The 23573-nt window shown below is 40.8% G+C and carries 24 protein-coding genes; 15 read left to right on the forward strand and 9 right to left on the reverse strand.

What is annotated here, in order from left to right; genetic code table 11:
* The first annotated feature begins 57 nt into the window (after nt 1–57).
* The 3 genes from modA to modC are packed head-to-tail and all read left to right on the forward strand — an operon-like array spanning nt 58 to nt 2622.
* Nucleotides 58–831 (forward strand): molybdate ABC transporter substrate-binding protein, encoded by a 774-nt coding sequence (gene modA, locus ACK5MF_RS06825; protein WP_416920618.1) that lies wholly within the window; start codon nt 58–60, stop codon nt 829–831.
* Nucleotides 812–1513 carry a molybdate ABC transporter permease subunit gene (gene modB / locus ACK5MF_RS06830; protein WP_416920620.1) on the forward strand — a complete coding sequence of 234 codons (702 nt, stop codon included), beginning with the start codon at nt 812–814 and terminating at the stop codon, nt 1511–1513. Before modA ends, modB begins: the two co-directional genes overlap by 20 nt.
* Entirely contained in the window at nt 1510–2622 is a 1113-nt protein-coding gene (gene modC / locus ACK5MF_RS06835; protein ID WP_416920622.1) for a molybdenum ABC transporter ATP-binding protein ModC, read from the forward strand. The genes modB and modC overlap by 4 nt, the downstream gene beginning before the upstream one ends.
* 38 nt (nt 2623–2660) lie before the next feature.
* On the opposite strand, the gene ACK5MF_RS06840 is transcribed toward modC, so the two are convergent.
* The 3 genes from ACK5MF_RS06840 to yccS all read right to left on the reverse strand — a co-directional run bounded on the left by ACK5MF_RS06840 (nt 2661) and on the right by yccS (nt 5570).
* Nucleotides 2661–2948 carry a hypothetical protein gene (locus tag ACK5MF_RS06840; RefSeq protein WP_416920624.1) on the reverse strand — a complete coding sequence of 96 codons (288 nt, stop codon included), beginning with the start codon at nt 2946–2948 and terminating at the stop codon, nt 2661–2663.
* A 76-nt stretch (nt 2949–3024) separates the two neighbouring features.
* Nucleotides 3025–3186: a hypothetical protein gene (locus ACK5MF_RS06845; protein ID WP_416920625.1), complete on the reverse strand. Its 162-nt coding sequence runs from the start codon at nt 3184–3186 to the stop codon at nt 3025–3027.
* A gap of 218 nt (nt 3187–3404) precedes the next feature.
* A complete protein-coding gene (gene yccS, locus ACK5MF_RS06850) occupies nt 3405–5570 on the reverse strand; it encodes a YccS family putative transporter (protein ID WP_416920627.1) in 2166 nt (721 codons plus the stop codon).
* A gap of 183 nt (nt 5571–5753) precedes the next feature.
* Between yccS and helD the strand changes: the two genes are divergently transcribed.
* Nucleotides 5754–7850, forward strand: a complete 2097-nt coding sequence (helD, locus tag ACK5MF_RS06855; protein ID WP_416920629.1) for a DNA helicase IV — start codon at nt 5754–5756, stop codon at nt 7848–7850.
* 11 nt (nt 7851–7861) lie between these two features.
* The gene (gene pncA / locus ACK5MF_RS06860) at nt 7862–8479 is read left to right on the forward strand and encodes a bifunctional nicotinamidase/pyrazinamidase (RefSeq protein ID WP_416920631.1); all 618 of its coding nucleotides are present in this window, start codon (nt 7862–7864) and stop codon (nt 8477–8479) included.
* Nucleotides 8480–8564: 85 nt separating this feature from the next.
* Here pncA and ACK5MF_RS06865 read toward each other — a convergent pair whose 3' ends face one another.
* The 3 genes from ACK5MF_RS06865 to ACK5MF_RS06875 form a co-directional block, all read right to left on the reverse strand.
* Nucleotides 8565–9020, reverse strand: a complete 456-nt coding sequence (locus ACK5MF_RS06865) for a methylglyoxal synthase (protein ID WP_416920633.1) — start codon at nt 9018–9020, stop codon at nt 8565–8567.
* Between the two features lie 282 nt (nt 9021–9302).
* On the reverse strand, nt 9303–10553 hold the full coding sequence (gene glgC, locus ACK5MF_RS06870) for a glucose-1-phosphate adenylyltransferase (RefSeq protein ID WP_416920635.1): 1251 nt from the start codon (nt 10551–10553) through the stop codon (nt 9303–9305).
* Between the two features lie 232 nt (nt 10554–10785).
* Nucleotides 10786–11355 carry a hypothetical protein gene (locus ACK5MF_RS06875; RefSeq protein WP_416920637.1) on the reverse strand — a complete coding sequence of 190 codons (570 nt, stop codon included), beginning with the start codon at nt 11353–11355 and terminating at the stop codon, nt 10786–10788.
* A gap of 165 nt (nt 11356–11520) precedes the next feature.
* Between ACK5MF_RS06875 and ACK5MF_RS06880 the strand changes: the two genes are divergently transcribed.
* On the forward strand, nt 11521–12189 hold the full coding sequence (locus ACK5MF_RS06880; RefSeq protein ID WP_416920639.1) for a hypothetical protein: 669 nt from the start codon (nt 11521–11523) through the stop codon (nt 12187–12189).
* 60 nt (nt 12190–12249) lie between these two features.
* On the forward strand, nt 12250–12630 hold the full coding sequence (locus ACK5MF_RS06885; RefSeq protein ID WP_416920641.1) for an STAS/SEC14 domain-containing protein: 381 nt from the start codon (nt 12250–12252) through the stop codon (nt 12628–12630).
* Nucleotides 12631–12694: 64 nt separating this feature from the next.
* Here ACK5MF_RS06885 and ACK5MF_RS06890 read toward each other — a convergent pair whose 3' ends face one another.
* Nucleotides 12695–13330, reverse strand: a complete 636-nt coding sequence (locus tag ACK5MF_RS06890) for a hypothetical protein (protein WP_416920643.1) — start codon at nt 13328–13330, stop codon at nt 12695–12697.
* 230 nt (nt 13331–13560) lie between these two features.
* On the opposite strand from ACK5MF_RS06890, the gene ACK5MF_RS06895 reads away from it, so the two are divergent.
* The 3 genes from ACK5MF_RS06895 (at nt 13561) to ACK5MF_RS06905 (ending at nt 15072) form a co-directional block, all read left to right on the forward strand.
* Nucleotides 13561–13809, forward strand: a complete 249-nt coding sequence (locus ACK5MF_RS06895; RefSeq protein ID WP_416920679.1) for a DUF2164 domain-containing protein — start codon at nt 13561–13563, stop codon at nt 13807–13809.
* A gap of 157 nt (nt 13810–13966) precedes the next feature.
* Nucleotides 13967–14503 (forward strand): cytochrome b, encoded by a 537-nt coding sequence (locus ACK5MF_RS06900; RefSeq protein WP_416920645.1) that lies wholly within the window; start codon nt 13967–13969, stop codon nt 14501–14503.
* The gene (locus ACK5MF_RS06905) at nt 14503–15072 is read left to right on the forward strand and encodes a YceI family protein (RefSeq protein WP_416920647.1); all 570 of its coding nucleotides are present in this window, start codon (nt 14503–14505) and stop codon (nt 15070–15072) included. Before ACK5MF_RS06900 ends, ACK5MF_RS06905 begins: the two co-directional genes overlap by 1 nt.
* A 124-nt stretch (nt 15073–15196) precedes the next feature.
* Here ACK5MF_RS06905 and ACK5MF_RS06910 read toward each other — a convergent pair whose 3' ends face one another.
* Nucleotides 15197–16828 (reverse strand): ATP-dependent endonuclease, encoded by a 1632-nt coding sequence (locus ACK5MF_RS06910; RefSeq protein ID WP_416920649.1) that lies wholly within the window; start codon nt 16826–16828, stop codon nt 15197–15199.
* A gap of 284 nt (nt 16829–17112) precedes the next feature.
* Here ACK5MF_RS06910 and ACK5MF_RS06915 point away from each other — a divergent pair, with 284 nt between their 5' ends.
* Both ACK5MF_RS06915 and ACK5MF_RS06920 read left to right on the forward strand, forming a co-directional pair.
* The gene (locus ACK5MF_RS06915) at nt 17113–18870 is read left to right on the forward strand and encodes a bifunctional metallophosphatase/5'-nucleotidase (RefSeq protein WP_416920651.1); all 1758 of its coding nucleotides are present in this window, start codon (nt 17113–17115) and stop codon (nt 18868–18870) included.
* 663 nt (nt 18871–19533) lie between these two features.
* On the forward strand, nt 19534–19725 hold the full coding sequence (locus ACK5MF_RS06920) for a hypothetical protein (RefSeq protein ID WP_416920653.1): 192 nt from the start codon (nt 19534–19536) through the stop codon (nt 19723–19725).
* 132 nt (nt 19726–19857) lie between these two features.
* Here ACK5MF_RS06920 and ACK5MF_RS06925 read toward each other — a convergent pair whose 3' ends face one another.
* The gene (locus ACK5MF_RS06925; protein ID WP_416920655.1) at nt 19858–20424 is read right to left on the reverse strand and encodes a PhnA domain-containing protein; all 567 of its coding nucleotides are present in this window, start codon (nt 20422–20424) and stop codon (nt 19858–19860) included.
* Nucleotides 20425–20681: 257 nt separating this feature from the next.
* Here ACK5MF_RS06925 and ACK5MF_RS06930 point away from each other — a divergent pair, with 257 nt between their 5' ends.
* The 3 genes from ACK5MF_RS06930 (at nt 20682) to ACK5MF_RS06940 (ending at nt 23158) form a co-directional block, all read left to right on the forward strand.
* Complete coding sequence (locus tag ACK5MF_RS06930) at nt 20682–21134, forward strand: hotdog fold thioesterase (protein WP_416920656.1); 453 nt, start codon at nt 20682–20684, stop codon at nt 21132–21134.
* Nucleotides 21135–21368 carry a DUF3389 domain-containing protein gene (locus ACK5MF_RS06935; protein WP_416920658.1) on the forward strand — a complete coding sequence of 78 codons (234 nt, stop codon included), beginning with the start codon at nt 21135–21137 and terminating at the stop codon, nt 21366–21368.
* 80 nt (nt 21369–21448) lie between these two features.
* Nucleotides 21449–23158, forward strand: a complete 1710-nt coding sequence (locus ACK5MF_RS06940) for an SgrR family transcriptional regulator (protein WP_416920660.1) — start codon at nt 21449–21451, stop codon at nt 23156–23158.
* Nucleotides 23159–23573: the final 415 nt, after the last annotated feature.

Genomic DNA, 23573 nt, shown 5'->3' on the forward strand with positions numbered 1-23573 from the left:
ACGATTGCTTTTGGGTGTAGTATGGCTCAAAAGAAAGTGCATTCAAGGTTAAATAAAATGAAAAAACTCATATCGTTATTGGCAACACTCCTTTGTAGTCATTCAACTTTCGCTAAAGATACCGTTACAATCTACGCTGCATCGTCGATGACCAACGCTGTTGGTGACTTAGTTGAGACATACAAAAAGCAGCATGATGTTAATGTTGTCACTGTGTTTGGTGGTTCTTCTTCGCTTGCTCGTCAGATTGAGAGTGGGGCTCCTGCTGATATCTTTCTTTCAGCAAATGAAAAGTGGGTGAGCTACCTAATTGATAAAAAAATAGTTGAGGCGAGTAAAGTATCATTAATCGCTGGCAACCAGTTAGTTCTCATTAAACCTACAGGTGCTGATATAAAACCGTTCGATTTAACTCAAAAAGACCAATGGAAGACGATTTTGTCACAATCAAGAATGGCAGTCGGGAACACAGATGCCGTACCAGTGGGTATCTATGCTAAAGAGGCGCTGACTAACTTAGATGTCTGGAGTAGTGTTGAAGCTCGATTGGCGCAAACCAACAACGTTCGTAATGCACTAGCACTGGTAGAGCGCGGAGAATCAGCATTAGGAATCGTGTATAAAACAGATGCATTGTTGACAGACCAAGTCACCATTGTCACTACGTTTGATCCATCACTACATGGCACAATTCACTATCCTCTTGTACAGCTTAACGACAAATTAAGCAGTCAACAGTTGATGGATTTTGTGCAGTCTAATGAGGCAAAAGTGATACTCAATAAATACGGATTCCGTACCGACATGGGAAATGAAAAATTTGCTCAGTGAATATGAACTGACCGCTTTATTGCTAAGTTTAAAAGTAGCCGCATACGCCGTTATGTGGCTACTACCTATTAGCATTTTGCTTGGTTGGCTATTAGCGCGTAAAGAGTTTATTGGTAAGAGCACGCTAGATAGTATTATTCATTTACCATTGGTGCTCCCTCCCGTGGTGATAGGCTACTTATTATTAATATCAATGGGTAGGCGCGGCATTATTGGAAGCTGGTTATATGACTGGTTCGGTCTATCATTCAGTTTTAGTTGGCGAGGAGCTGTTTTAGCTTGTACGGTTGTTTCATTACCTTTAATGGTCCGTGCTATTCGTTTAAGCATCGAAAGTATTGACGTTAAACTGGAACAAGCGGCCAAAACACTCGGAGCATCGCCGATAAAGGTATTCTTTACCATCACTCTACCTTTAACTCTTCCGGGAGTGATTACTGGAGTGATGCTTGCGTTTGCTAGAAGCTTAGGTGAATTCGGTGCAACCATCAGCTTTGTTTCAAATATTCCAGCTGAAACTCAGACCATACCACTCGCCATGTTTACTTTTTTAGAAACCCCTGGTGAAGAGATGGCGGCTGCACGTCTTTGTGTTATTTCGATTGTCATCGCACTCTTGTCTTTACTTACGTCGGAGTGGGTGAGCCGCAAGGTTAGACGGCGTTTAGGAGTTGTTCAGTGAGTCAAGGCATAGTGGTTAACTTTAAAAAACAACTTGAAAACGTTGCTTTGAATGTGGATTTTGTTGCTCCTAGCCACGGTATTACCGCGATTTTTGGACGTTCTGGTGCGGGGAAAACTTCGGTCATCAATGCTGTGAGTGGTTTATTAAATCCTGAGAGCGGTCTAATTGCAGTCAACGGTCGATGCTTGTTCGATAGTAGGAAGGGTATCAATACCGCTGTTGAAAAACGTAAACTGGGTTATGTGTTTCAGGAGGCTCGCCTTTTCCCACACTACACGGTTTGTGGCAACTTAAATTATGGCGTAAAAGAGAAAGACACGGATTACTTCAATTCGATTGTCGAGCTATTGTCGTTGAAATCTTTACTATCACGCTATCCAAGTGCACTCTCTGGCGGAGAAAAACAGCGGGTAGCGATAGGGCGAGCGTTGCTGTCTAAACCCGACTTATTGCTAATGGATGAACCGTTAGCGTCTCTGGATCTCCCTAGAAAACGCGAAGTGATGCCTTTTCTGGAGATGTTATCAAAGAAAGTCAAAATCCCCATTCTATACGTATCCCACAGTTTGAATGAAATTCTTCGATTGGCGGACCATTTGGTCGTCGTAGATCAAGGCAGAGTGGTCGATGCGGGAAGAATTGAAGATGTGTGGTCATCTCAAGTCATGAGACCGTGGCAATCATTCAGTGAGCAAAGTACGCTGTTTTCGGCAACAGTTTCACAGCACAATATGGATTATGGGCTGACTCAATTGAGATTTGTCGAAGGACTTACATTTTGGGTACAACAGATAGAAGCAGCAGAAGGATCGGTCGTTCGTCTACAGATCAGAGCTAATGATGTTTCAATTACTTTAGAAAAGAATGAAAAAACATCTATCCGAAATATTTTGCCGGCACGCATTGTGAGTATTGATTATCAGCAACATGGTGAGAACAGGAAAAGTGTTTCTATAAAGCTTGCTTTGGTCGATGGTTGTTATCTATGGGCAACGATAACTCAATGGGCATTGGATGATCTTAAACTTATTGAAGGCATGCATGTATACGCTCAGATTAAGGGGGTCAGCGTATCACAGCGAGATATCGCTATCGCGAATGTATAAAAAGATGGCTTGAAAGGATAGTTAAGAACAATGAAAAGTTAGATATGAACATCCAACAGACTGCCGATCATATCTTGCTCACGTTGCATAACATTAACTCCGACACGGTTGTATTGAGAAGCTTGATTGAGTTTCAACATTGGTTCGATATCGCTTTTCGGCTGCCGTGCTTTTTTATTTTCGACAGCGTTAAATTTAAGCGCATCATCATTCCTAAAATCATGTTTATAAGAAGCGGACTTTTGAATGTCTCGCGCCGCTTCATCAGCCATCTTGTATGACTGCTGAACAATAGGATAACCAGACTGTAGAGATGAAATTGACATAGGCGATTCCTTTCCAGTATTAAAAGCTTATGTCTTGTTTATTTATTATGCAAGTAGTGCACGTTTAAAAGAACAACTACGAGAATAACTGAGAAATCAACTCTAACTCTTCAGAAGTCAATAAGGCTGTTTGCGTGCTTTCTAGAGATTGTGAAATCTCGCCTTGAAGCGAACGTAATTGCTGGGGTGTCAACTGCTGAAGCTGTGATTTATATTGATCAAATTGAACGCTGTTCATTCTAATATCCTGCAATAACCTATTTTCACTTTTAACGGTTGTCTTGTGGATCATGATTACAAGAACCTTACTTTGTAAGATAAAACCTATGTTAATGTTAATATTCGTGTAGGTGCTTATGTCCGAGCTTTGTCAGGTTATATGTTGAACAATGTAAAGATTACATAATATGAATGCATTTTATTGGTGATGGTAATGTATCAAAAAGGTTGCTATCTCTATTTGCTTGGCGGAACACGTACCGCGAATTTTGCCGCTAATGAATGAAGCTCCGGTAGCATTCGGTAGATAAGATGAAGTTGCTGTAGAACCAAACGAGCAGAGCTGCTGTCTTCTTCACGCCATTCACTCAGTCTTTCTTTTAGCCCTGAATCATCAATGTTGATTGCTTCTGTCTCGGTACAGTGATTAAACAGTTGCTGATACAGTGCGTCTAAGTGTTGATGAATAACTCTGTGCGATTGCAAAACTAGTTGATGAACGGTTTCATCATCAATTCGTGTACGGTGTGCTCCCAAGGCGGAAGTGTAACTTAATAGAGCGTGATTTAAGGTTAGAAATCGGAAGCTCTCATCCGTTGCCGCTCGATATTTCCCGGGCTCTGCAAGCATGTTACTCACTGCTGCCGCTAAAGCAGCATCTTGGTTATGTGCTTGGCGTCTGGCTATGCGGTAACTCAGGTTGTCTTTTTTACCAATTCGGTATTGCCCGATGATCTGTCCTAAATACTGCTTGTTGGCGTCTATGGCATCTGCCATTACTTTATGTAATCTTTTTGATTGCCAATCAGGAAGAATGTAATACACGGCAAATACTGCAAGGGCACAACCGGTCAAAGTATCCGCAAGACGAGGGAATACCACAGCGTAACCTTCACCTAGTTGATTGAAACAGAACAGAACAAATACGGTAATAAAGCCTGTCGCATAGCCATAGTTGTTAATGCGAAAAGCAAAGAACATGACTCCGGAAAAGACGATCAACACAAGTTGGCTTTCGAGGGTGGGGAATAAGGTCAATAGAGGAACGCCAATCAAAAGACCTGCAATCGTTCCTATAATTCGTGCTTTAAGCTTCTGGCGAGTGGCGGCGAAATTTGGCTGACATACAAATAAGGTTGTTAATAGAATCCAGTAGCCACGCTCGATGCCTAATCCCTGAATAATTCCATAGCCTGCAGTTAACGCCAGTGACATGCGAACAGCGTGGCGAAATAACAATGAATCGGTATTTAGATTCGATTTAATTCTCAGCCAGGCGGTTTGCAAAGTATGAGCTTCAGTATCCTGAAGAATATCGTCCTCGGGCTTGGTGGTGTCAGGATTGCTTACATTACACAACTGTTTTTCTACCGTCGCTAAGTTGTTGAACAGATAACCAAGTTGCGCAAGGGATATTTTCCATTCTTTGTTATGTTGTTCTTGAAGGTAGTTAAGCGACAATTGCAATTCATCAAGAGCAATGATTGAGTCACTGTCATGGTTGTATGGCAACCCTAATTGAATAGACTGAGCGACCTGTTGACAAGCTTGTGCTTGTTTCTGCAATAAATGCTTAAAGCGAAATAACACATCAGACCGTTCAAATTGCCCTGCCAGCTCCTGATAACGATAGTGAGTAGAGCTGACACGTTCATGGATATCTTGTGCAAGAAAATAGATATTCAAAAATCGATCGCTGGCGCTGTCTACGTGCCCTCGTTTTGAGCGCGTTAGAAAGATCGCTTTACACTGATTGAGTGCTGACACCGTTATTGAGTTCAAATTGGCTTCGGTTATACGATGCGGTTGAGGTAGCAAATTTGAAACGGGATGAAAAAGCTCTGCTTTCGCATCGAGATAGTTTGCTAGCTGAATAAATACATTAGCTAGATTTTGTTGTACTGGCTGCAGTGGCCACAACACGTGCCATATCATAGATAACAAGTAGTACCACGCAGTGCCCGTCAGCAAAAGTAATGGTTGGAACCAGATGTTAGTACTTTGATGAGCCCCAAGCATGGTGTAGATAGCGATAAGCAAAGAACCGAAGGCAATACTTGCATATCGGCTGCCTATTGCACCAAGCATGATAAAGCCAAATGTAGATGCGAAAAGACCAACAGCAAAAAGGGCGGGGGTTTTAAACAGTGCTTCGATAGATAAGGCAGCCAAAGCGAAACAGAAAAATGTTAAGGTGATTGCTTTTAAACGACCAGTAAAACTGTCGTCACGTTCAGCAATAGCTGCGGCAATAACACCGAGGAGCAATGGTGTTACCCAAGAACTCAGATTGTAATACCATGTGGGAACGACAACACCAAGCAATGCAATAAAAATCAGCACACTATAATTGATGGTTTTATTAGCCCAAAGAATGCGAAGTCGTTTTAACAAATACACCATGATCCGTCACTGTTAAAAATAAAAATTGAGTGTATCAGACTGAGTTGATAACGTTTTGATCAAATTAAATAAATATTGCCATGCGAGCACAAAGTAAACATCAAACATTATTGACATTATTTTAGCTTCACGCAAAGTGGTTAGGGTATGATGGTTGGCAACAAATTCAAAGAGCAAATATCAATGCAGCTGAAAGCAAATAAGACTGCACAGTTTTTTATTTCTGGTGAATACAATCAAGTTGAGCTTGGTGAAGAGTGCGTAATTCTTTCTTCTCTGGTGAGTGAAGAACACATTCCATTTAATGTTTGGAATGGAAAAATAAAAATTGAACACGGAGCCATCTGGGGATCGCTTCAATTTTTTGCACACGAAGAATACGGTAAACAACGGAGTTGGTTGGTGCAAGGTCTGCCTTGGCCTGAATGCCGTAAGTTTGCGCATAAGGTTGTTGCGATTTATCAAGGTTGGCATAATCAGCAGTGTGCTCAGTTGAGCCAATATCTACCACGTTGGCAGCAAGAACTGACTCACTTGATTCGTTTACCGTCATTCTTACCACACTCTCTCACTGATAGCTGGGTTAATCGTGTTTATGATGACCTCACGGCTATGGGAATGTCTCTCGAAGAGGCGCATAAACATCTGCCCGATCACATCGCAAGCTTATCTCCGTGGATTCTGAATACTTCAGAACAACTGACTGAGCGGAATAAGCGATGGATTGAAAACGAAAGACTGAACTGGGAAGTGCTATTTAATCAAGTAGAATCCTCACCACTTAATTTGTCTCAGCAGTATGCGGTTTTGCTCAATGACGATCACAATTTAGTACTGGCTGGAGCTGGTTCTGGCAAAACGAGTGTATTGACCGCAAGAGTCGCCTATTTATTACAAAGTCATTTAGCACAAGCCGAAGATATCTTACTGGTCGCCTTTGGCAAAGATGCTGCCAATGAAATGGAGCAGAGATTAAAAAACAAAATTGGTCTTTCAGCAGAAAAAATCCGTGTGAATACCTTTCATCAGCTTGGATTAAGCATTTTAAATCATGTGGACGCTAGTAAAGTGGATGATAGTGGTAAAGCGGATAGTGGTAAGGTGGTTATTTCACCGATTGCTTTAGATGACAAGCTTAAGAGAGCTTGGTGTATTGATTGGCTTAAACGCCACTGGATGACTCCGACCAATTTTAAACGTTGGCAAAAACATCTAACTCAATGGCCAGTTGCTTATCTAGCCGGTGATGATGAACTGGGTAGCCATGTAGAGAACCCTAAATTGATAGCGTGGCTGGAAAGACAACTGGATCAGTTAGCATTATTAGGTATTTCGAAAAAATCGCTTCAGCAACGGTTGGTTGAGCACCCTGATTTTCCTCGCTTAAATAGCGAGCTTTCATTGTGCTGGCCATGCTATCAATCTTGGCAAGAGATGCTTAAAGAAAATAACCATATTGACTTTAATATCATGATCAGCAGAGCGACAGAATATGTGACTAAGGGTAAGTTTTCTTCTCCTTGGAAGTTCATAATGGTTGATGAGTATCAGGATATTTCGCCGCAACGTTTGGATCTTATTCAAGCCTTATGCGAGCAAATTCCAAATCAATGCAACTTGTTTGCTGTGGGAGATGATTGGCAATCAATTTATCAGTTTGCCGGCTCTGACGTTGATCTCACCACTGGGTTTGAGTCTCGTATGCCTTATTCAACAGTGCATCATTTAGACACTACATATAGGTTTAACGATAAACTCGGCGAAGTTGCCAATCGATTTATTCAGCAAAACCCGCAACAACGTGAAAAAACGCTCAACAGCGTAAAAATTCAAAATAGTAAATCTGTAGTACTTTCTCCGAGCACAAGTGTTGAGAAGATTTTGGATGGTTTAAACCGTAAAGCTACGGGTATCAAAACGGTATTGTTGTTAGGTCGAAACCACTACCATAAACCCGAGTTACTGCGTGATTGGCAAAATCGTTTCTTGTCATTAAAAATGGAATTTATGACCTGTCATGCAAGTAAAGGCAAGGAAGCGGATTTTGTTATTGTGCTTGCCGTTGATGAAGGACAGTTTCCTGCAAAAGTGAAAGCGTTACATCTTGATGGTGCTTTAACGACTTCGCAAGACGACTTTGTGTTTGCGGAAGAAAGACGTTTATTTTATGTAGCGATGACTCGTGCACGAGAAAAGGTCTGGATTACTTATACAGGAAGTGGCTCAGCATTTGTGCAGGAGTTGTTGAATGGCGATTATCCAGTGACTAAGAAAAGTTAAAAGGATTTCATATGACCCAAGCATTGTTATTAGTGGATGTGCAAAATGATTTTTCTCCTACAGGGGCTCTTCCAGTAAGGGATGGTGACAAAATTGTACCGGTAATTAATCAACTGATTCCGTATTTCGAGCATATCATTGCAACCAAAGATTGGCACCCTGCCGGTCATTCAAGCTTTGCATCGTCAAATCAACAGACCATTGGCGAGGTGATTGTGTTAGACGGGATACCGCAAATAATGTGGCCAGATCACTGTGTTCAACAAACCAAAGGTGCTGAGTTTATCCCCGGGCTCAACATTGAAGCCATTACCCAAGTCATTTATAAGGGCACGAATCCTAAAATCGATAGCTATAGTGGATTTTTCGATAATCAAAGGCTTCAGGCTACTGGTCTAGCCGACTACCTCACTTCTCAAGGAATTGAAGAGTTGGTCATTGTTGGGTTAGCTACTGACTACTGCGTAAAGTTTACGGCAATTGATTCAGTATCTCTTGGTTTTAAAACATCGGTAGTTCAAGACGCTTGTCGAGGCGTTGAGATGGCTGAAGGTGATGTTGAAAGTGCTTGGAAACAGATGAAACAGGCTGGGTGTAAGCTCATTCAATCGAAGGAAATAGTCGGTTAGTTGGTGTATTCACTTCGAAATAAAAATCCCCTGAAATGAGGCCGCCTTTATGGGGGAGTTCAAAACAGGGGATTTTTATTGATATTTATAGACGTTCAGCGAGGTAGGACTGGTAATCAGGAATCTCAATATCTACTGGCTTATCAATAAATTCTGAGCTGAATAAGAATTTCGCCGTTGCACGATTTGTCGCAACAGGAATATTCCATACACCAGCAATGCGTAGCAGTGCTTTTACATCCGGGTCGTGAGGAACGGCATTAAGCGGATCCCAGAAGAAGACAAGTACATCTATTTTGCCTTCTGAAATTAGAGCCCCTAACTGCTGGTCGCCGCCCATTGGGCCACTGATTAAACTTTTAATTGGGAGACCGGTTTCTTTATTTAACATGTTACCCGTTGTACCAGTAGCGTATAAGAAGTGACCTTGTAGCTTTTCTTTGTTCTCTTTTACCCAACGTAGAAGCTCTGGTTTACAGTTGTCGTGCGCAACTAAGGCTACGTGCTTTGAAGCAGCCATTGTGCGTGTTGTTACTTTCATTTATTTATTCCCAACAATGAGTTCTATTGATTAAATAACGAAAAGATCCCTGATATTCAATCTCTTTTATTCAAAATGTAGTTCTGTATTCGATTGAGAACCTTAAAACATGATATGTGTTTAAATTGGTTAATTTATGACAGCTTTTGCAAGGATTGAAAAGAGGCTCGTTGTTTAAAAAAAGCCATTATACAGAACAAAAGCGGATTGCTATGTGCAACAGGGTTGTATGTGTGACATAGATAACCCGCTTTTGGTGCTGCATAATGAATTGTTCTGTGACTAAAATTTATAACCCTCAGGAACAACAACAATACCATTTTCAGAAATCTTGAAGCGTTTGGCATCTTCAACCGAATCTAGACCTATCTGTGTGTTGGCTGGGATTTTAACATGCTTATCAATAATGCAGCCAACTAACTGGCAACCTTCTCCGACTTCTACATCGTCAAACAAAATACTATCAACAATCGTCGCACTATCGTTGATAACGACACTGCCGGAGATAATTGAGTGATGAACAGAGCCACCGGAATTGATCACGCCATTGGAAATGATCGAATTAATAAAAATGCCTTCATTACCAGTGGCAGAAGAGACAGTTCTCGCCGGTGGTAACTGAGGTTCATAAGTTCGGATTGCCCAGTTCTTTTGATAGAGATTCATAGGGGGGACAGGCTCAAGCAGATCCATATTGGCATCGAAGAATGAGTCGATAGTGCCCACATCTCTCCAATAGCAATCACGATCAACTCTGCCTTTCTCATTACAGAACTCATAGGCGTAAACACTGCGCGTTTCTATCAGCTTAGGAATAATGTCTTTACCGAAATCATGTGATGAGGTTTCTACTTCAGAATCTTCATGCAGAGCTTGCTGCAGAACATCCATGGAGAAAATATAGATGCCCATTGAAACAAGGCTTGAATTAGGACTATTCGGCATAGAGGGTGGATCATTTGGTTTTTCAATAAAAGAAGTAATTCGGTTCTCATCGTCCACGCCCATGACACCAAAAGCAGAAGCTTGTGCTCTCGGAACTTCCATGCAAGCAATAGTTAGTTTGGCACCTTTGGATTTGTGCTCCTCAAGCATAGCTGCGTAATCCATGCGGTAGATGTGATCCCCGGAAAGCACCACAACGTGTTTCGCATCACTGCGTGAAAGTAGCCACATATTATGGAATAGGGCATCCGCAGTACCTTCATACCATTTACCGCCTTTTCGCATTTGCGGTGGGACTACCGTAATGAACTCGCCAAGTTCAGGGTTGAAAATGGACCAGCCATTTCGCAGATGTTTTTGTAGAGAATGTGACTTGTACTGAGTTAATACCAATATTCGACGCAATCCGGAGTGTAGGCAATTGGTTAAAGTAAAATCAATAATGCGATATTTTCCGCCGAATGGAACAGCGGGCTTGGCTCGATCGTCTGTGAGGGGGGACAATCGTGAACCCATACCGCCGGCTAATACTACCGCTAAGGTGTCTTGCATCTTATTTCTCCCTAAATATGTGCAATTCGTATCCACTTTTTAGAGATTAGTACAAGTTTCGAGCCAAAGTTGAAATCTACATCATATCTAGAAGCTTTTATATCAGATACAACTAATGCATCAAAGTGGTGCAAAATATTATCAATATTAGCAATAATTTGGTGCAACGAGATGCCTATAAAATATTTCGCTCTAATGATAAACAATCATAAGTTAGACTCAGATAAATTGGTCTGGTTTACAATGTAAATCCTAAGTACTACAAGTGTTACGGCAGAGTCGGTTCGTTGATACTTTGTAGTGTTATTATTTCTCTGTCATAGTATCTGTTCATTGTGGTGAGTTGTTGTTTTAAATTAGATAAATCGAGCAAGAGACTGTCATCGAAACTTCTATAATGCAAAGCAGCAACGCTATTGGTAATCAACTTATCATTTGTACAATCTTGCCCAATTTTATCCCAAACGGCTTGTTGCGTTTGTACTTGGCTAGGGATCGTCTCTAGGTATTGAATCAGATCATTGACTTGTTGACGTGATTCCAACGCAAAGAGAAGCTGCTTTTCTATTTTCTGTTGGAAGTTATTACTATTTTTCTGCCATAGATACGTTAGCTCTTGCCTGGAAAACTCAATATGAAGAAAAATGGATTGTTGGAAACTACCAAGCCATTCGTTATATCTAGACGCTAGCAAATTGTATTTACGTTCTAAGGATTGCTGAGAAACAAGTGCTCTGTTCCAATCTCGCTCATTACATTGGCTAGCGTTGCTGTACCAAGGTAAAGTTATCAAGAATATGGTCGTTATATAAAATAATTGCGTTTTAAAACGTTTCATTGTCGAAGGTTTATTTTCTCTCTTTAGTGATCATCATAATGGCGGTGATAGTCATAATGGCGTTAGATTAGGCAGAAACAATCGCCACGGCTGCTATTATTATAGTTAAACAAAACAGACTATTGAGAATCCTCTTGGCTTAAACCATAAGGTAAAATGTAAAACATGAAAAAATTGCTGATGGTTGTGTTTTTGTTACTCGGTTTAGCTGGTGCCGGTGTTGGCTACTATTTGTTTTATTATAAACCGCAGCAAGAATTGGCGAATAAAGAATCAAACGTTGAAGAGCAAACCGATAAGACGGAGCAAGAAAAGCCGCCAACTCAAACTATTGCAGACCTAAAACCAGAGAATATGGAATTTTACATTGATGTAGAAAAACTGGGTATTCGCGAAGCGGCAAGTATGGATGCATTTGTAGATCGCTATTTATACAAAGGGGACAAAATTCGTCTATTAGAAAAAAAGAACGGGTGGGGAAGAGTCTCTGCGTATTTCGTTTACGAACAAGGCGGACCGGAAGTCGCTGAGTGGATTCCATTAGAAGGGCTAGTAGAGCAAGCGCCCGTGATATCACCAGAAGAGCGAAAAAAAACCATACAGAACTACATTGCTGGGTCTGATGACCTAGTACAATATGAAGAAATGTTTTTAATGACTACCGATAAACTGTTAAATGATGGCAGTTGTACCCCTGTGGATTTCGAAGAACTTGGTGGTTGGGTTCGATCGACAAAATATTCTGACAGAGATGTATATTTCATATACTGCGGTGGAATGAAATTGGCAGACAAAATCTATTTGGATGTACGCACCGGAGAGGTTTTCTACTGACAGCTATGGCACCAAACTTAGTGTTTTATCTGTTTTCCTAGCTTCGGATTAGGAGCAATTATGATTAATCAAAGACATGGCTTATCTATCGGATTAGATAGAGTTGATAATGAGTTTTTCGTTGCTATCAAAGCAGTTGGCAGACTAACTCATGAAGACTATCAGATGATCACGCCAATGATCGATGCTGCATTGGTCAAAGTGAACCAGCCTAATGTAAAAGTTCTGTTCGATGCTACGGAACTGAAAGGCTGGGAGCTACGCGCAGCGTGGGATGATTTTCAACTAGGGCTAAAACATGGTTCCGACTTCGACAAAATTGCATTGTTTGGCAATAGAGATTGGCAAGAAATGTCGGCGAAAATCGGTAATTGGTTTATTTCCGGAGAAATTAAATATTTCGAAAGCTATAGTGATGCTGTAACTTGGTTGAAAGATTAGTCGCGGGTGTTATCTATGTCTATTGAGAAACTAAGTCTATTGAGAAACTAAGCCTACTGAAGGATTATGCCCATTGCAGAACCGCGTAGAGTTGAATGTATTTTCTAACCAATTGTTGATTTTTCGAATGCTTTAGAGGATGGCCAAACTTGATGTAACAAGGGCTTATTTGGTAGCACGCTTCCAGAGCTTGAGTTAACAGTGAGTCGCTCTCGTAAAGGGTAATACCTTGTGCGCTGTACTCGTCAATCTCGTCAGGTAATTGCCCCGTCCACCAATGAAGCAATTCGCGACTTTTCTGGCTTTTGCTTATCCAGTGGTCGGTGAGAAGAATTAATAAGTCATTTGGCTGAATAGCAAAAGCGTATTCTTGCTTCCATTGATAAATGTCCCTCATCAACTTGTCACGACAAGTCTTACCCGCACTGACTAAGTGATGAGTCAATATCCAAACCGTGCCCATTTCGCTTGTTACCCTAAAGTGGTGTGGTATATCTCCATGAAAAGTCGATTCGATAGCATCGTAATCACAGGCATGTCCGTATTCCGTTAATGTACGAGACAACCGGCGCGCAAAAGCTAAGCCTAAATGGTGTTCACTCATTCCTTTGTTATGAATGGTGGGATAGTGCTTTTCACACAACCTCAAGCAATCGGTTTGAAATTCATTGACGCTTTGTGTGACTAAGTCCAATAACAATTACTTATTCTCCATAATGTAAGCCCTGCTAGATTATCACAGTTACATTTTCTCACTAGTGATAAATAGTCGTTTTACTTCACCAATTTTTGAAATTTATATTTCTCTATACCAAAACATAAAGCACTGCAGTTGCAAATAGAAAGGGGATAATAAGTCAGTCGAAGTATCAGTAAAAACTCGAACCTAGTTGGTTATAATAGACCCTGAATTTTATGGGGGAAATAATGATGAGTGACATCGAATTTACGCAACAGCAAAAAGAAGGTTTAACAGCAGCACTGCAAAAATACTGTGCGGATGAACTCGATATTGAGCTGGAACAGTTTGATGCGTGGTTTTTGTTAGAATTTGTTACAAATAAGATAGGGCCAGTTTATTACAATAAAGGGCTTTCTGATGCTCAATCTGTTGTCGAAAGAAAGATAATGGATATTGCCGATGAGCTTTATCAGATTGAAAAACAAAGTGAATTTTAGAATGGCAATAACTTCTTTATCTACGTAACTTGTTCAAATTATTTGAATAAGTACTTCAATCAAGCTGTATAGCGACAAGGTAAATATTGGTAAATACTCTGTTAACACCGTGTATCCAGTGTAATGGTATCAAAATATAGTTATGAGAGAAGCTGATATGAGTTCCCAAGTCACACACTACAATGTTGTATCTCGATTAATTCACTGGGGATCGGCAATTATCATTATTGGAATGTTTGCTGTCGGTCTTTGGATGACGGATTTGTCTTATTACAGTACTTGGTATCAAACTGCGCCACACTGGCATAAATCAGTCGGTCTGATTCTTGCGGGAATCACAATCTTTCGTTTGTTTTGGAAGCTAGTGACAGCGTCACCATTAATGGAAGGTTCGGCACTTGAACGTTTTATGGCCAAGATTGCACATCTTTTTATTTACTTCGACCTATTGGTCTTGTTTGTTTCTGGCTATTTAATCTCGACAGAAGATGGCCGTGGCATTGATGTTTTCAATTGGTTTACTGTTCCAGGAGCTGGAGCTCTTTTTGAGGGGCAAGCTGATTTAGCCGGTCTTGTACACTTTTACGCTGCATGGGCTTTGATTTTAGTTGCCGTGGTACACGCACTAGCAGCATTTAAACACCACTTTATTAACAAAGATCATACGCTACGCAAAATGATAGGAGTATCGTAATGAGGAAAACGTTATTGGCTGTTGGATTGGCCGCAAGCATAGTTGCATCTTTTGGTGCAAGCGCAGCAGATTACGTGATTGATTCGAAAGGCGCACATGCTTCCATAAACTTTAAAGTGAGTCACTTAGGTTATAGCTTTATTAAAGGACGCTTTAATAAATTCGATGGTGAGTTCTCTTTTGATTCGAACAGTATTAACACATCATTCGTCCTAGTCAATGTGGATACAACCAGCCTTGATTCAAACCAAGCTGAACGAGACAAACACATCCGTAGCGCAGACTTTATTGATGCTGGAAAATTCAGTACAGCCACATTTAAGAGTACAAAAGTTGTTGATAAAGGTAATGGTAAGTTAGATGTTATTGGTGATCTAACGTTACATGGCCACACTAAAAGCATTACCATTGATGCTGAGTTTATCGGCGCTGGTAAGGATCCATGGGGTGGACAACGAGCTGGTTTCACGGGTAGCACTCGTCTCGAACTCAAGGAGTTTGATATTGCGGTGATGGGACCCGCAAGCTATGTCGATATGGAATTGCACATCGAAGGGGTTCAAAAGTAGCAGATTTATTTCTCAAAAGGGCATACTTCATTTGTATGCCTTTTGGTTATCGAGCAAAGCGCAAGTTTACGAGTTTACCGCTCAAGATAAGCTTTTGTTAAGCTCTCAATTGTCCAGATTAGTATCATGTATTGCCATTTGCCATAGTAATCACCCGTTTGAGTGTCCAACGCAAAAGAACTGGGATACATTCCACACCACCAGCTTCACAATGTGAAACAATCGCTAAAGCTAAATCCGGTTTCGCATGCTTTTTGAGGACTCTTGTCACTACTTTTTTCGCAGGAATCGGTTGATCATGTGGGATCTTAACCATGTCTTTAAAGAAAAACTCAAAGCCATGTGAATAAAGGAAGTGTTCGATATCTTTATCTGGCAATTCGGTTAATCGGTGTCTTTGTTGGTCATGTTCAAGCATATTAATGACTGTAGCCGAGTATTTTTTACCGGCTGAGTCACCATCTGTAACTACATGCCAATCAATACCAAAAGATTTAGCCACTTTAATCAGAGATTTGAGACCGGACTGAGCAAATTCTATAATTTGCACTCCTTCTGCAGCTAAGTTATAACCACATTGTCTTGCTAACTCACTAAATAGCCAGACTTCTGTCTCACCTTCCACCAACAACCAGCAACGGGCGAATAGGGCACCAGTCCGGTGGAAACGGATGTGAAATCCTATCCTTCTTAGTTCATCTTGACCAAAGCCTTTTACCGGCATTGAAGTTGCGATAGTCCTATCTGATTTTCGTACTAAACGACGAATAGAATGCATGGGTACGGCACCTAACAGCTCACCACTGTTAGTCGTCAGTATTTTCTGCATTGGCAGCAGTTCAAGAAGGCTCCATGCTCGTGCGAGATGTGTCGGGTGTAATCGTCCTTCTGGGTCTTCAACAATGAGAATTGGTCTAGCGCATCGGCGTATATCTGCGGGGCCTTTAGCTTGCAAATAGGCGTTCAATAATCCAAGGAAAAGTAGTCTTGTTTGTCTGTCTTTAGTCTCACCAACTATCTGTTTTAAACTCTTATCATTAGTAGGGGTAGCATAAACTAAGCTATCTCGTTCTAAACGTGGGTTTTTACGGCTCTGACTTTTGAAAGAGAAGTAGTGATCAACCAAAGCGTTCATCGCGTTTAGACTACTACGCATCTCTCCTTTATTGACATGACCGGGAATAGCCATTAATCGACGACAAGTATTGTCTATTCGCTTTTCTACTCGCTCGTTTTCATTACTGGTTTTGCCAAATGGTCTTACAAAGCGGCGGGAGTCACGTAAACGAATAACTGGATGCAAACTCATTAACTCGCGAGCCAGTTTTTCACTGTGATGCACTGCAATAGGATTGCCCTGCAAATCGAGAAAAGTATATGTGGTGGTGATGTCATATTTAACTCGTGAAGCACTGACGCGATAAATAATATGATGAGTGCCATCTTTATCTTCACACCAAATGGGTTTCAGTTTTCTATAACGGCCAGCTCTATGTTCATTCTTGTCTGTTGTAGCAAAGCTTAAAACGATCTGTAGATTCTGCGTCTGAGGGTGAGATATTGAATAGTCAACATGGAAGTCTTGTAACTCAAATTGATAAGGTTCCGAAGAGGTAGGTAGCATAACCGACAGTGCGTCGAGCAACGAGGATTTCCCCCAGGTATTTTCGCCAATTAAAGTCGTCAGTTCATCAAAGGAAAGAGATAAACGACGAATACCACGAAATCCAGAAATTTCGATACGTTCTAAAAGCATCGGCTAACTCCTCATGCCTCTTATATTAGCGAGGTCATTATCATTTTTCTTTAAGCATAATGTAAAACCGCAATATAAGCAGATGGTTATCTCACATAAACTTTATTTCTTCCTACTTGACGCTGCAGCGCTTTATGTTTGGGTATAAATTAATGTAATAAAGCAAGCGGTCTGATTGATCTCAAACTTTCTAACTTTCTTTGCATTACCGTTTCATTACGATCACGATTCTGTCATGCTCTATACGCTAGGATTAGAGTGAAAGATAAGAGAAAAGACAAAACATGAAAAGTATAAAAGAGACCATGAAAGTAACATCCATCACTCTGGCACATATCAACGACACCCATTCTTACTTTGAACCAACGTCACTACAGTTAACTCTCGATATCAATGGTAAGCGGTTAACACCTTTTGTTAGTGCCGGTGGCTTTGCTCGTATTGCAACTCGTGTACAGCAGTTGCGGGACGATGCTTTCCGCATGGGCAAAGGGTTCATTTTCTTGCATGCAGGAGATTGTTTCCAAGGCACACTGTATTTTTCCTTATTTAAAGGTAAAGCAAACGCCGATATGCTCAACGCTATTGGCTTGGACGCAATGGCTCTAGGTAATCATGAACTCGATATGGGAAATGAGCCCGTCGCTGTTTTTACGAAACGCACCAATTTTCCTCTGTTGTGCGGTAACTGGGACCTTTCGCAAGAGCGAGAGAACAAAATACATCGTTTATCAGATAACGATTCCATAAAATCATTTAACCCAACACTTGGCTGCGCTAATTGGATTACCAAACGAGTTGATGGTAGTGAAGATGATAGTGAAATAGCCATATTTGGTTTGTCGTTAGACAAAATGGTTGATATAGCAAATCCTGACAGTGATACGCCGTTTATCAATGCACTAGAAACAGCTAAGCGCACGGTGGAACAGATCCACTATTCTGGAATTAACAAAATTATCCTTCTTAGCCATTTAGGCTATGAAGCAGATAAAGAGCTTGCTCGGCAAGTTGATGGCATTGGCGTCATTGTTGGCGGCCATAGCCATGTACTTCAAGGTGACTTCAGTGCTCTGGGATTAGAGACCCAAGAAGAATACGGTCAGCGCATTAATAATACTTATGTTGTTCAGTCAGGATTGTATGCGTTAGCGCTTGGTCATTGCCAAATAGATTTTGATCAAGAAGGCAAGGTCGTTAAGTTTGCAGGTAGAAATGAACTTCTGCTAGGACGCCGTCTATTTTTAGATGCGAGTATGAGCGAAGCTGGTAGTGATTACACCCATATGCAAGCATGTGAACACATTAACAATCATCCCAATGTCGTGGTGTGTAAAAAGGATCCGGAAGTGCAAGGGATCTTACTGAATAAATACATACCACGAGTAAGAGAGTTGCAATCGCAAATGATCGCCGAAGTTCAAGATTCGTTAAGACATGTACGAATTCCTGATGAACAGGGTCCCAGTCAACTGGCGCCGCTGGTTGCTCAGTCATTTGTGCATGCAATGCGTGAACGAGGGCATGAAGTACAATTTGCTATCCACAATGCTGGCGGGGTAAGAACCTCAATTCAACCCGGCAAGCTATCAGTTGCCGATATTGCAGGAAAATTATTGCCGTTTGCCGTCCCAATTGGTGTTTATTCAGTAAACGGAAAAACTATTGCGCTGACTTTAGAAGGTGCGATAAACAATGCAATCAATAATGGTATTGAAGGTACTGGCTCAGGCAGCTACCCATATACACACAACTTAAGTTTCAGTTATCAAGCAGATAAACCGCTTGGTCAGCGTATTACAGATCTCAAAATTCGAATCGGCAATGAATGGCAACTGGTTGAATCAGAAGAATTTTATTGTGGTACATCATCAGCTTACACAATGAAAGGCAAAGAAGGTTATGACGCTATTACGGCTATGCATGGTGAAGGCTATGTCAGTAATGTATCGATGGCCGATGCATTCATTAGCTTGTTAATGGATCAACCAGACCTTCTTAATAGTCGTCCGTTAGAACAGCGACACAGTCATCTGTTATAAAATGGCATAATGCTTGCTCAATATGTTTCGGTCTTTATTTCTCAACACAAGAGAGGGAAAGGGGGGAACATGTGGTTTCAAGACTGGCTTGATACAGCAGTTGTGGTTGGTTGGATTGGTGCGTGGTCTGCATTAGTGTACTTATTACCACTTGCTGGTTTTTAAACATTATCTATTTTTAAACATTATCTGTCGTTAAGACAAGTGAAAGAAGGGGCTATTACGAGCTCCTTTTTTGCGATCCTCTTAATGGCTATTTATCTCTATTCTCTTTTACACAACTATTTTCTTTTACACGATAGGCTTTCGGTGTAGGTCTTAGCATTACTGGTATTCATGTAAAAACAACATAATCCAATTTTTACATCGTCTCGTTCCTCTTAGAACTGAGAGGAATCTAACAAATTATTGAATATAATATTTGTTAATAATCTGTGTATTTCCTTTTTGATAATCGAAAATATGACTAAATATTCATTTTCATGTCATTTTGTTGGCTTTTTAATCATTGATTATGATTTGATATTTCATGATTTGTTAATAAATCATTTCATTAGTTTTATTAATCTGAAAATTCAAATTTTGTCATTTCTTAACCGAAAAAACATTGCCTATCATTACGGCAGATTTAGAAAGTTACCGGATTTTTTAAGAGAGGCTATCATGGCACAAGCAATGTATATGGGGCGTGTAACAGCGACCACCTCTATGGATAAAAAGACCTATGCGGTTAACTTCAAAGGATTGATAACTCATTTGATTGATATTTTGTTTGTAGATAACAAACCAACAACTAACTACTGCAGTGCTGACTTATCTAGTCATATGCAACGTGACATTGGTTTGAATCGTTAATCAGATGTATAGAACTAAAAAGCCGAAGACTCTTTAGAGTCTTCGGCTTTTTTTTGACCTCTGCAAAGAGGAAGTAGCTTGTGAAATTGCTGCATTAAGTAACGTCAGCGATTTCACAAGCAATTTTAATCATTATTTCTTACGACAGTATTCAGCAATGATGTACATTGACTGACCGTTAGCCTTACCAGAAATAAGTTTAGGGTCATCTGCTAAGCTAATACCGCGAACGACAGTACCTTGTTTAATCACTTGAGACGAGCCTTTAATTGGCAGGTCTTTAATGATAGTTACGTCGTCACCTTTTTTTAGCTCTACGCCGTTTACATCACGTGGTTTCTCTGCGTCATCATCCATTCCGATTGCAGCCCAGTTTGCGATTTCTTCTTCCATATACATCATATCTAGAAGATCGTGCGCCCAACCTTCGCTAGCGCTAAGACGCTTAAGTTGACGCCACGCAAGAACTTGCACTGGTGGAACTTGGCTCCACATGCTGTCATTCAGACAACGCCAGTGGTTTGCATCTGCTGTTTCCGGGTCTTCAATTTGGCTTTTGCATGTGTCACACAACATCGCCGAGTGATCTACGGTAACTTGAGTATGTGGTGCAACCACAAATGGAGTTAAAGAAGTTTCAGCGGAGCAAAGCTCGCATTTAGATCCGCAGCGTTCAAGTAAAGTTGCTTCAGTAGACATATTACCCACCTTTGTAAATTTCGTAAGCGCGTATTATCCACGTTATGCTCAGGAATTAAAGGGTTATTCATTCAAACCGCCAATATCAGTCACTTATAACGCATGGTTTTACGTTTATCTTACAAACAACTTAAGAGCAAGGAAGCTTTTATTTTGCTAATCATCGTTCGTTCCCAGTCATTCATAATATGGTTATAGTATCATTGTAAATCTGTACCACGATAATTATAAATCTTCAAACCTATTAGGACGTTACGATGGAAATATGGAAAAAGCCTATAAGCTTAGACATCCTTAATGCAAGCAACAAGAATACCTTGATGGAGCATTTGAACATTGTGTATAGCGCATTCAGTGAAAACACAATCACCGCCACAATGCCCGTGTGTCATTTTACACATCAACCTTTAGGTATGTTGCACGGTGGAGCTTCGGTTGTTTTGGCTGAAACACTCGGTTCGGTAGCGGCTAATTTTGCCGTGGATGATGAAAGCTATTGCGTAGGATTGGATATCAACGCGAACCATATCCGCTCAATGCGTTCTGGCATTGTAATTGGAACAGCAAGTCCGCTGCATATTGGTGTTTCAACTCAAGTATGGCAGATCAATATGACCGATGAACGTAATCGTTTGGTGTGTACGAGCCGCTTAACAATTGCGGTTAAGAAAAAGCGTAATGAACGCCAGCAATTAAAGATTGAACAATAAATGGTTATTGAATTCAAATACGGCAAAATCATCGCCACGCAACATGAAGTGATGATTCGACTGGATGGAGAGCATCGAGCAATGATGCAAGCTACCGCTGATGCGGTACAGCTAATGGGCAACGGTGCAAATGTGGTGGTGGTCAATTGCAGTGAAGCAAAATGGTCTATCAAACTGGATAACGAACAACAACTAGAGCAGCTAGCTGATAGAATCGGTTGTTCTATTCAATAAAATCTTAATCAACTCACTTGCATCGATAATTAAAAATGGGGAAACTCACGGTAGTTAAAATCATGTGAGATTTCCTCTTTATGAGCAGCCCCCGCTTAAGAGTCCAGTTCGAAACCTTGTTCGAACATTTTAATGGTCAAGACGCTGATGCCCAACTTGAAGATGTTGTCGATATTCTATTTTGTACGCGCCGAAATGCTCGAATTGTGCTCAACAAAATGGAAGAGGAGGGTTGGATTGAATGGCATCCGGCGGCTGGACGAGGAAAACTGTCTAAACTCATATTTAAACGGAGTCGGGCTGATGTTAGCGAAAACCTCGCTAGACGTTATCTCGATGAAGGGAAGATTGGTCAAGCGCTTTCAGTCCTTGACCATGATGCGAACAAATTAACACAAGTTATCCAGAGCTACCTTGGCGTACAGCATCAAGAAGGGCTGCAAGTTGTCCGGCTTCCATATTATCGCCCACTTTCAATGCTTAACCCATTGAAGCCCATGCGCCGTTCTGAGCAACATATTGCACGCCAAATCTATAGCGGTTTAACTCGCTTTGATGAAGAAGAGCAACTTAAACCTGATCTTGCCCATGCTTGGCAATCGATCAATCCTCAACACTGGCGTTTTTATTTACGACCAGGTGTACGCTTCCATAATGGTAATCTGTTGACAACCGCGGCCGTGGTTGAAAGCCTATGGAATCTTCGTTTTGTTAACTTATTCTCTCATATCGAAAAAGTGGAATCACCGTCAGACTGCATAGTGGACATTTTGTTACAAAAGCCAGATACCAGGTTACCTCAATTATTAGCAGAATGCTGCGCAAAGGTTTTATTGCCGGAATCTGAACGCAGTGAAACATTTGATTTAATGCCAATAGGTACGGGACCGTATAAGGTGGTCCTGAACGATGAAAAACGATTAGTTCTGCAAGCATTCGATAGTTATTTTGGATTCAGATCACTGTTAGATCGAGTTGAAGTGTGGGTAATTGATGAAGCTCATTCTTCAATGGTATTTCCAAGCCTTTCTAACCCAGTGAAAAACAAACGAGGTTCTTCTACTGAAGATGTTGATCTGGATCCGGGCTGTACCTATTTACTGCTCAATCGCCGCCATGGGATAGCCGCAGATGAAACGTGGGCAGAATATCTATGTCACAAGCTAAGTGCGATGAATCTGTTTAAGTTGATGCCCGAGCAAAATATTGTCGAATTAGGTGTATTACCTGCCCATGGATTAAAACCGGGCTGGTATCACCAGGTTGCTGTAAGTCACAGTGTCACACCAAATGAACCGAAACGACTGACTGTCGCTTATCATGGTCAACATCCCACCTTTCCTATGATTGCAAAAGCAATTGAACAATTGCTTAAAGAGGATGGGATTGGCGTTGATTTTATTAAATATGAACTTACGGTAGAAAACGCCAGCGAAGTAGATATCTGGATAAAACCCATGGGCATAGCCAGTCACAGAGATGATGCCTTGGCGGGTTGGTTGCTCAATGATTCGGATATCGAACATTTGAGTCGTCCTAATGATTTTCGTTTATGGTCTGATTTAATCGACCAATGGCGCGCGCAATCGGAAACAAACTTTCCGGGTAAAGAAATAGGTAAATCTCTAGTGGAGTCACGACAAGTTATCCCCATGTTTCACTGCTGGCTAGGGATCAGCAAAGATCAGTGCGGTTCGTTACAGAATGCAAAATGTAATGCTCTAGGCTGGTTTGATTTTAGCCAAGTGTGGGTGAAGCCTGAATTTGATTTGGCTTACAACAACAAATAACTGATATTTTTTAGTAGCAAATGTTGACTCGACAGTTTTTGTGCTAATCAGTTTATTAATTTAATAAAAGTGTTAGAATTGCGCCGTAAAAATATTTAGGCCAAATCATTTTCAATTTCTTGGAGTTGTCATGGAACTAGCGCTTATCATTACTTTTATCGTTGTGGCTTTGGTCATGGTGAAAAAAGAAATGACAGAAAACAAATAATTTATCGCATTTACGACACTTTATATTCCTTTTTGAATGCAATAAATCACTAATATGAAGTCAGCAGATGCTGGCTTCATTTGTTTTAATTATGCTAATGTTTTAATGACGCTAAAACTACTTATGAAGTATGAATTCAAAAGAAATATCGCTAATATCGTTGAATCATTCATTTCTTAAATTGATAACAGACTTGTTGGTATATCG

The sequence above is a fragment of the Vibrio sp. genome (assembly GCF_047973365.1).
GTDB lineage: Bacteria > Pseudomonadota > Gammaproteobacteria > Enterobacterales > Vibrionaceae > Vibrio.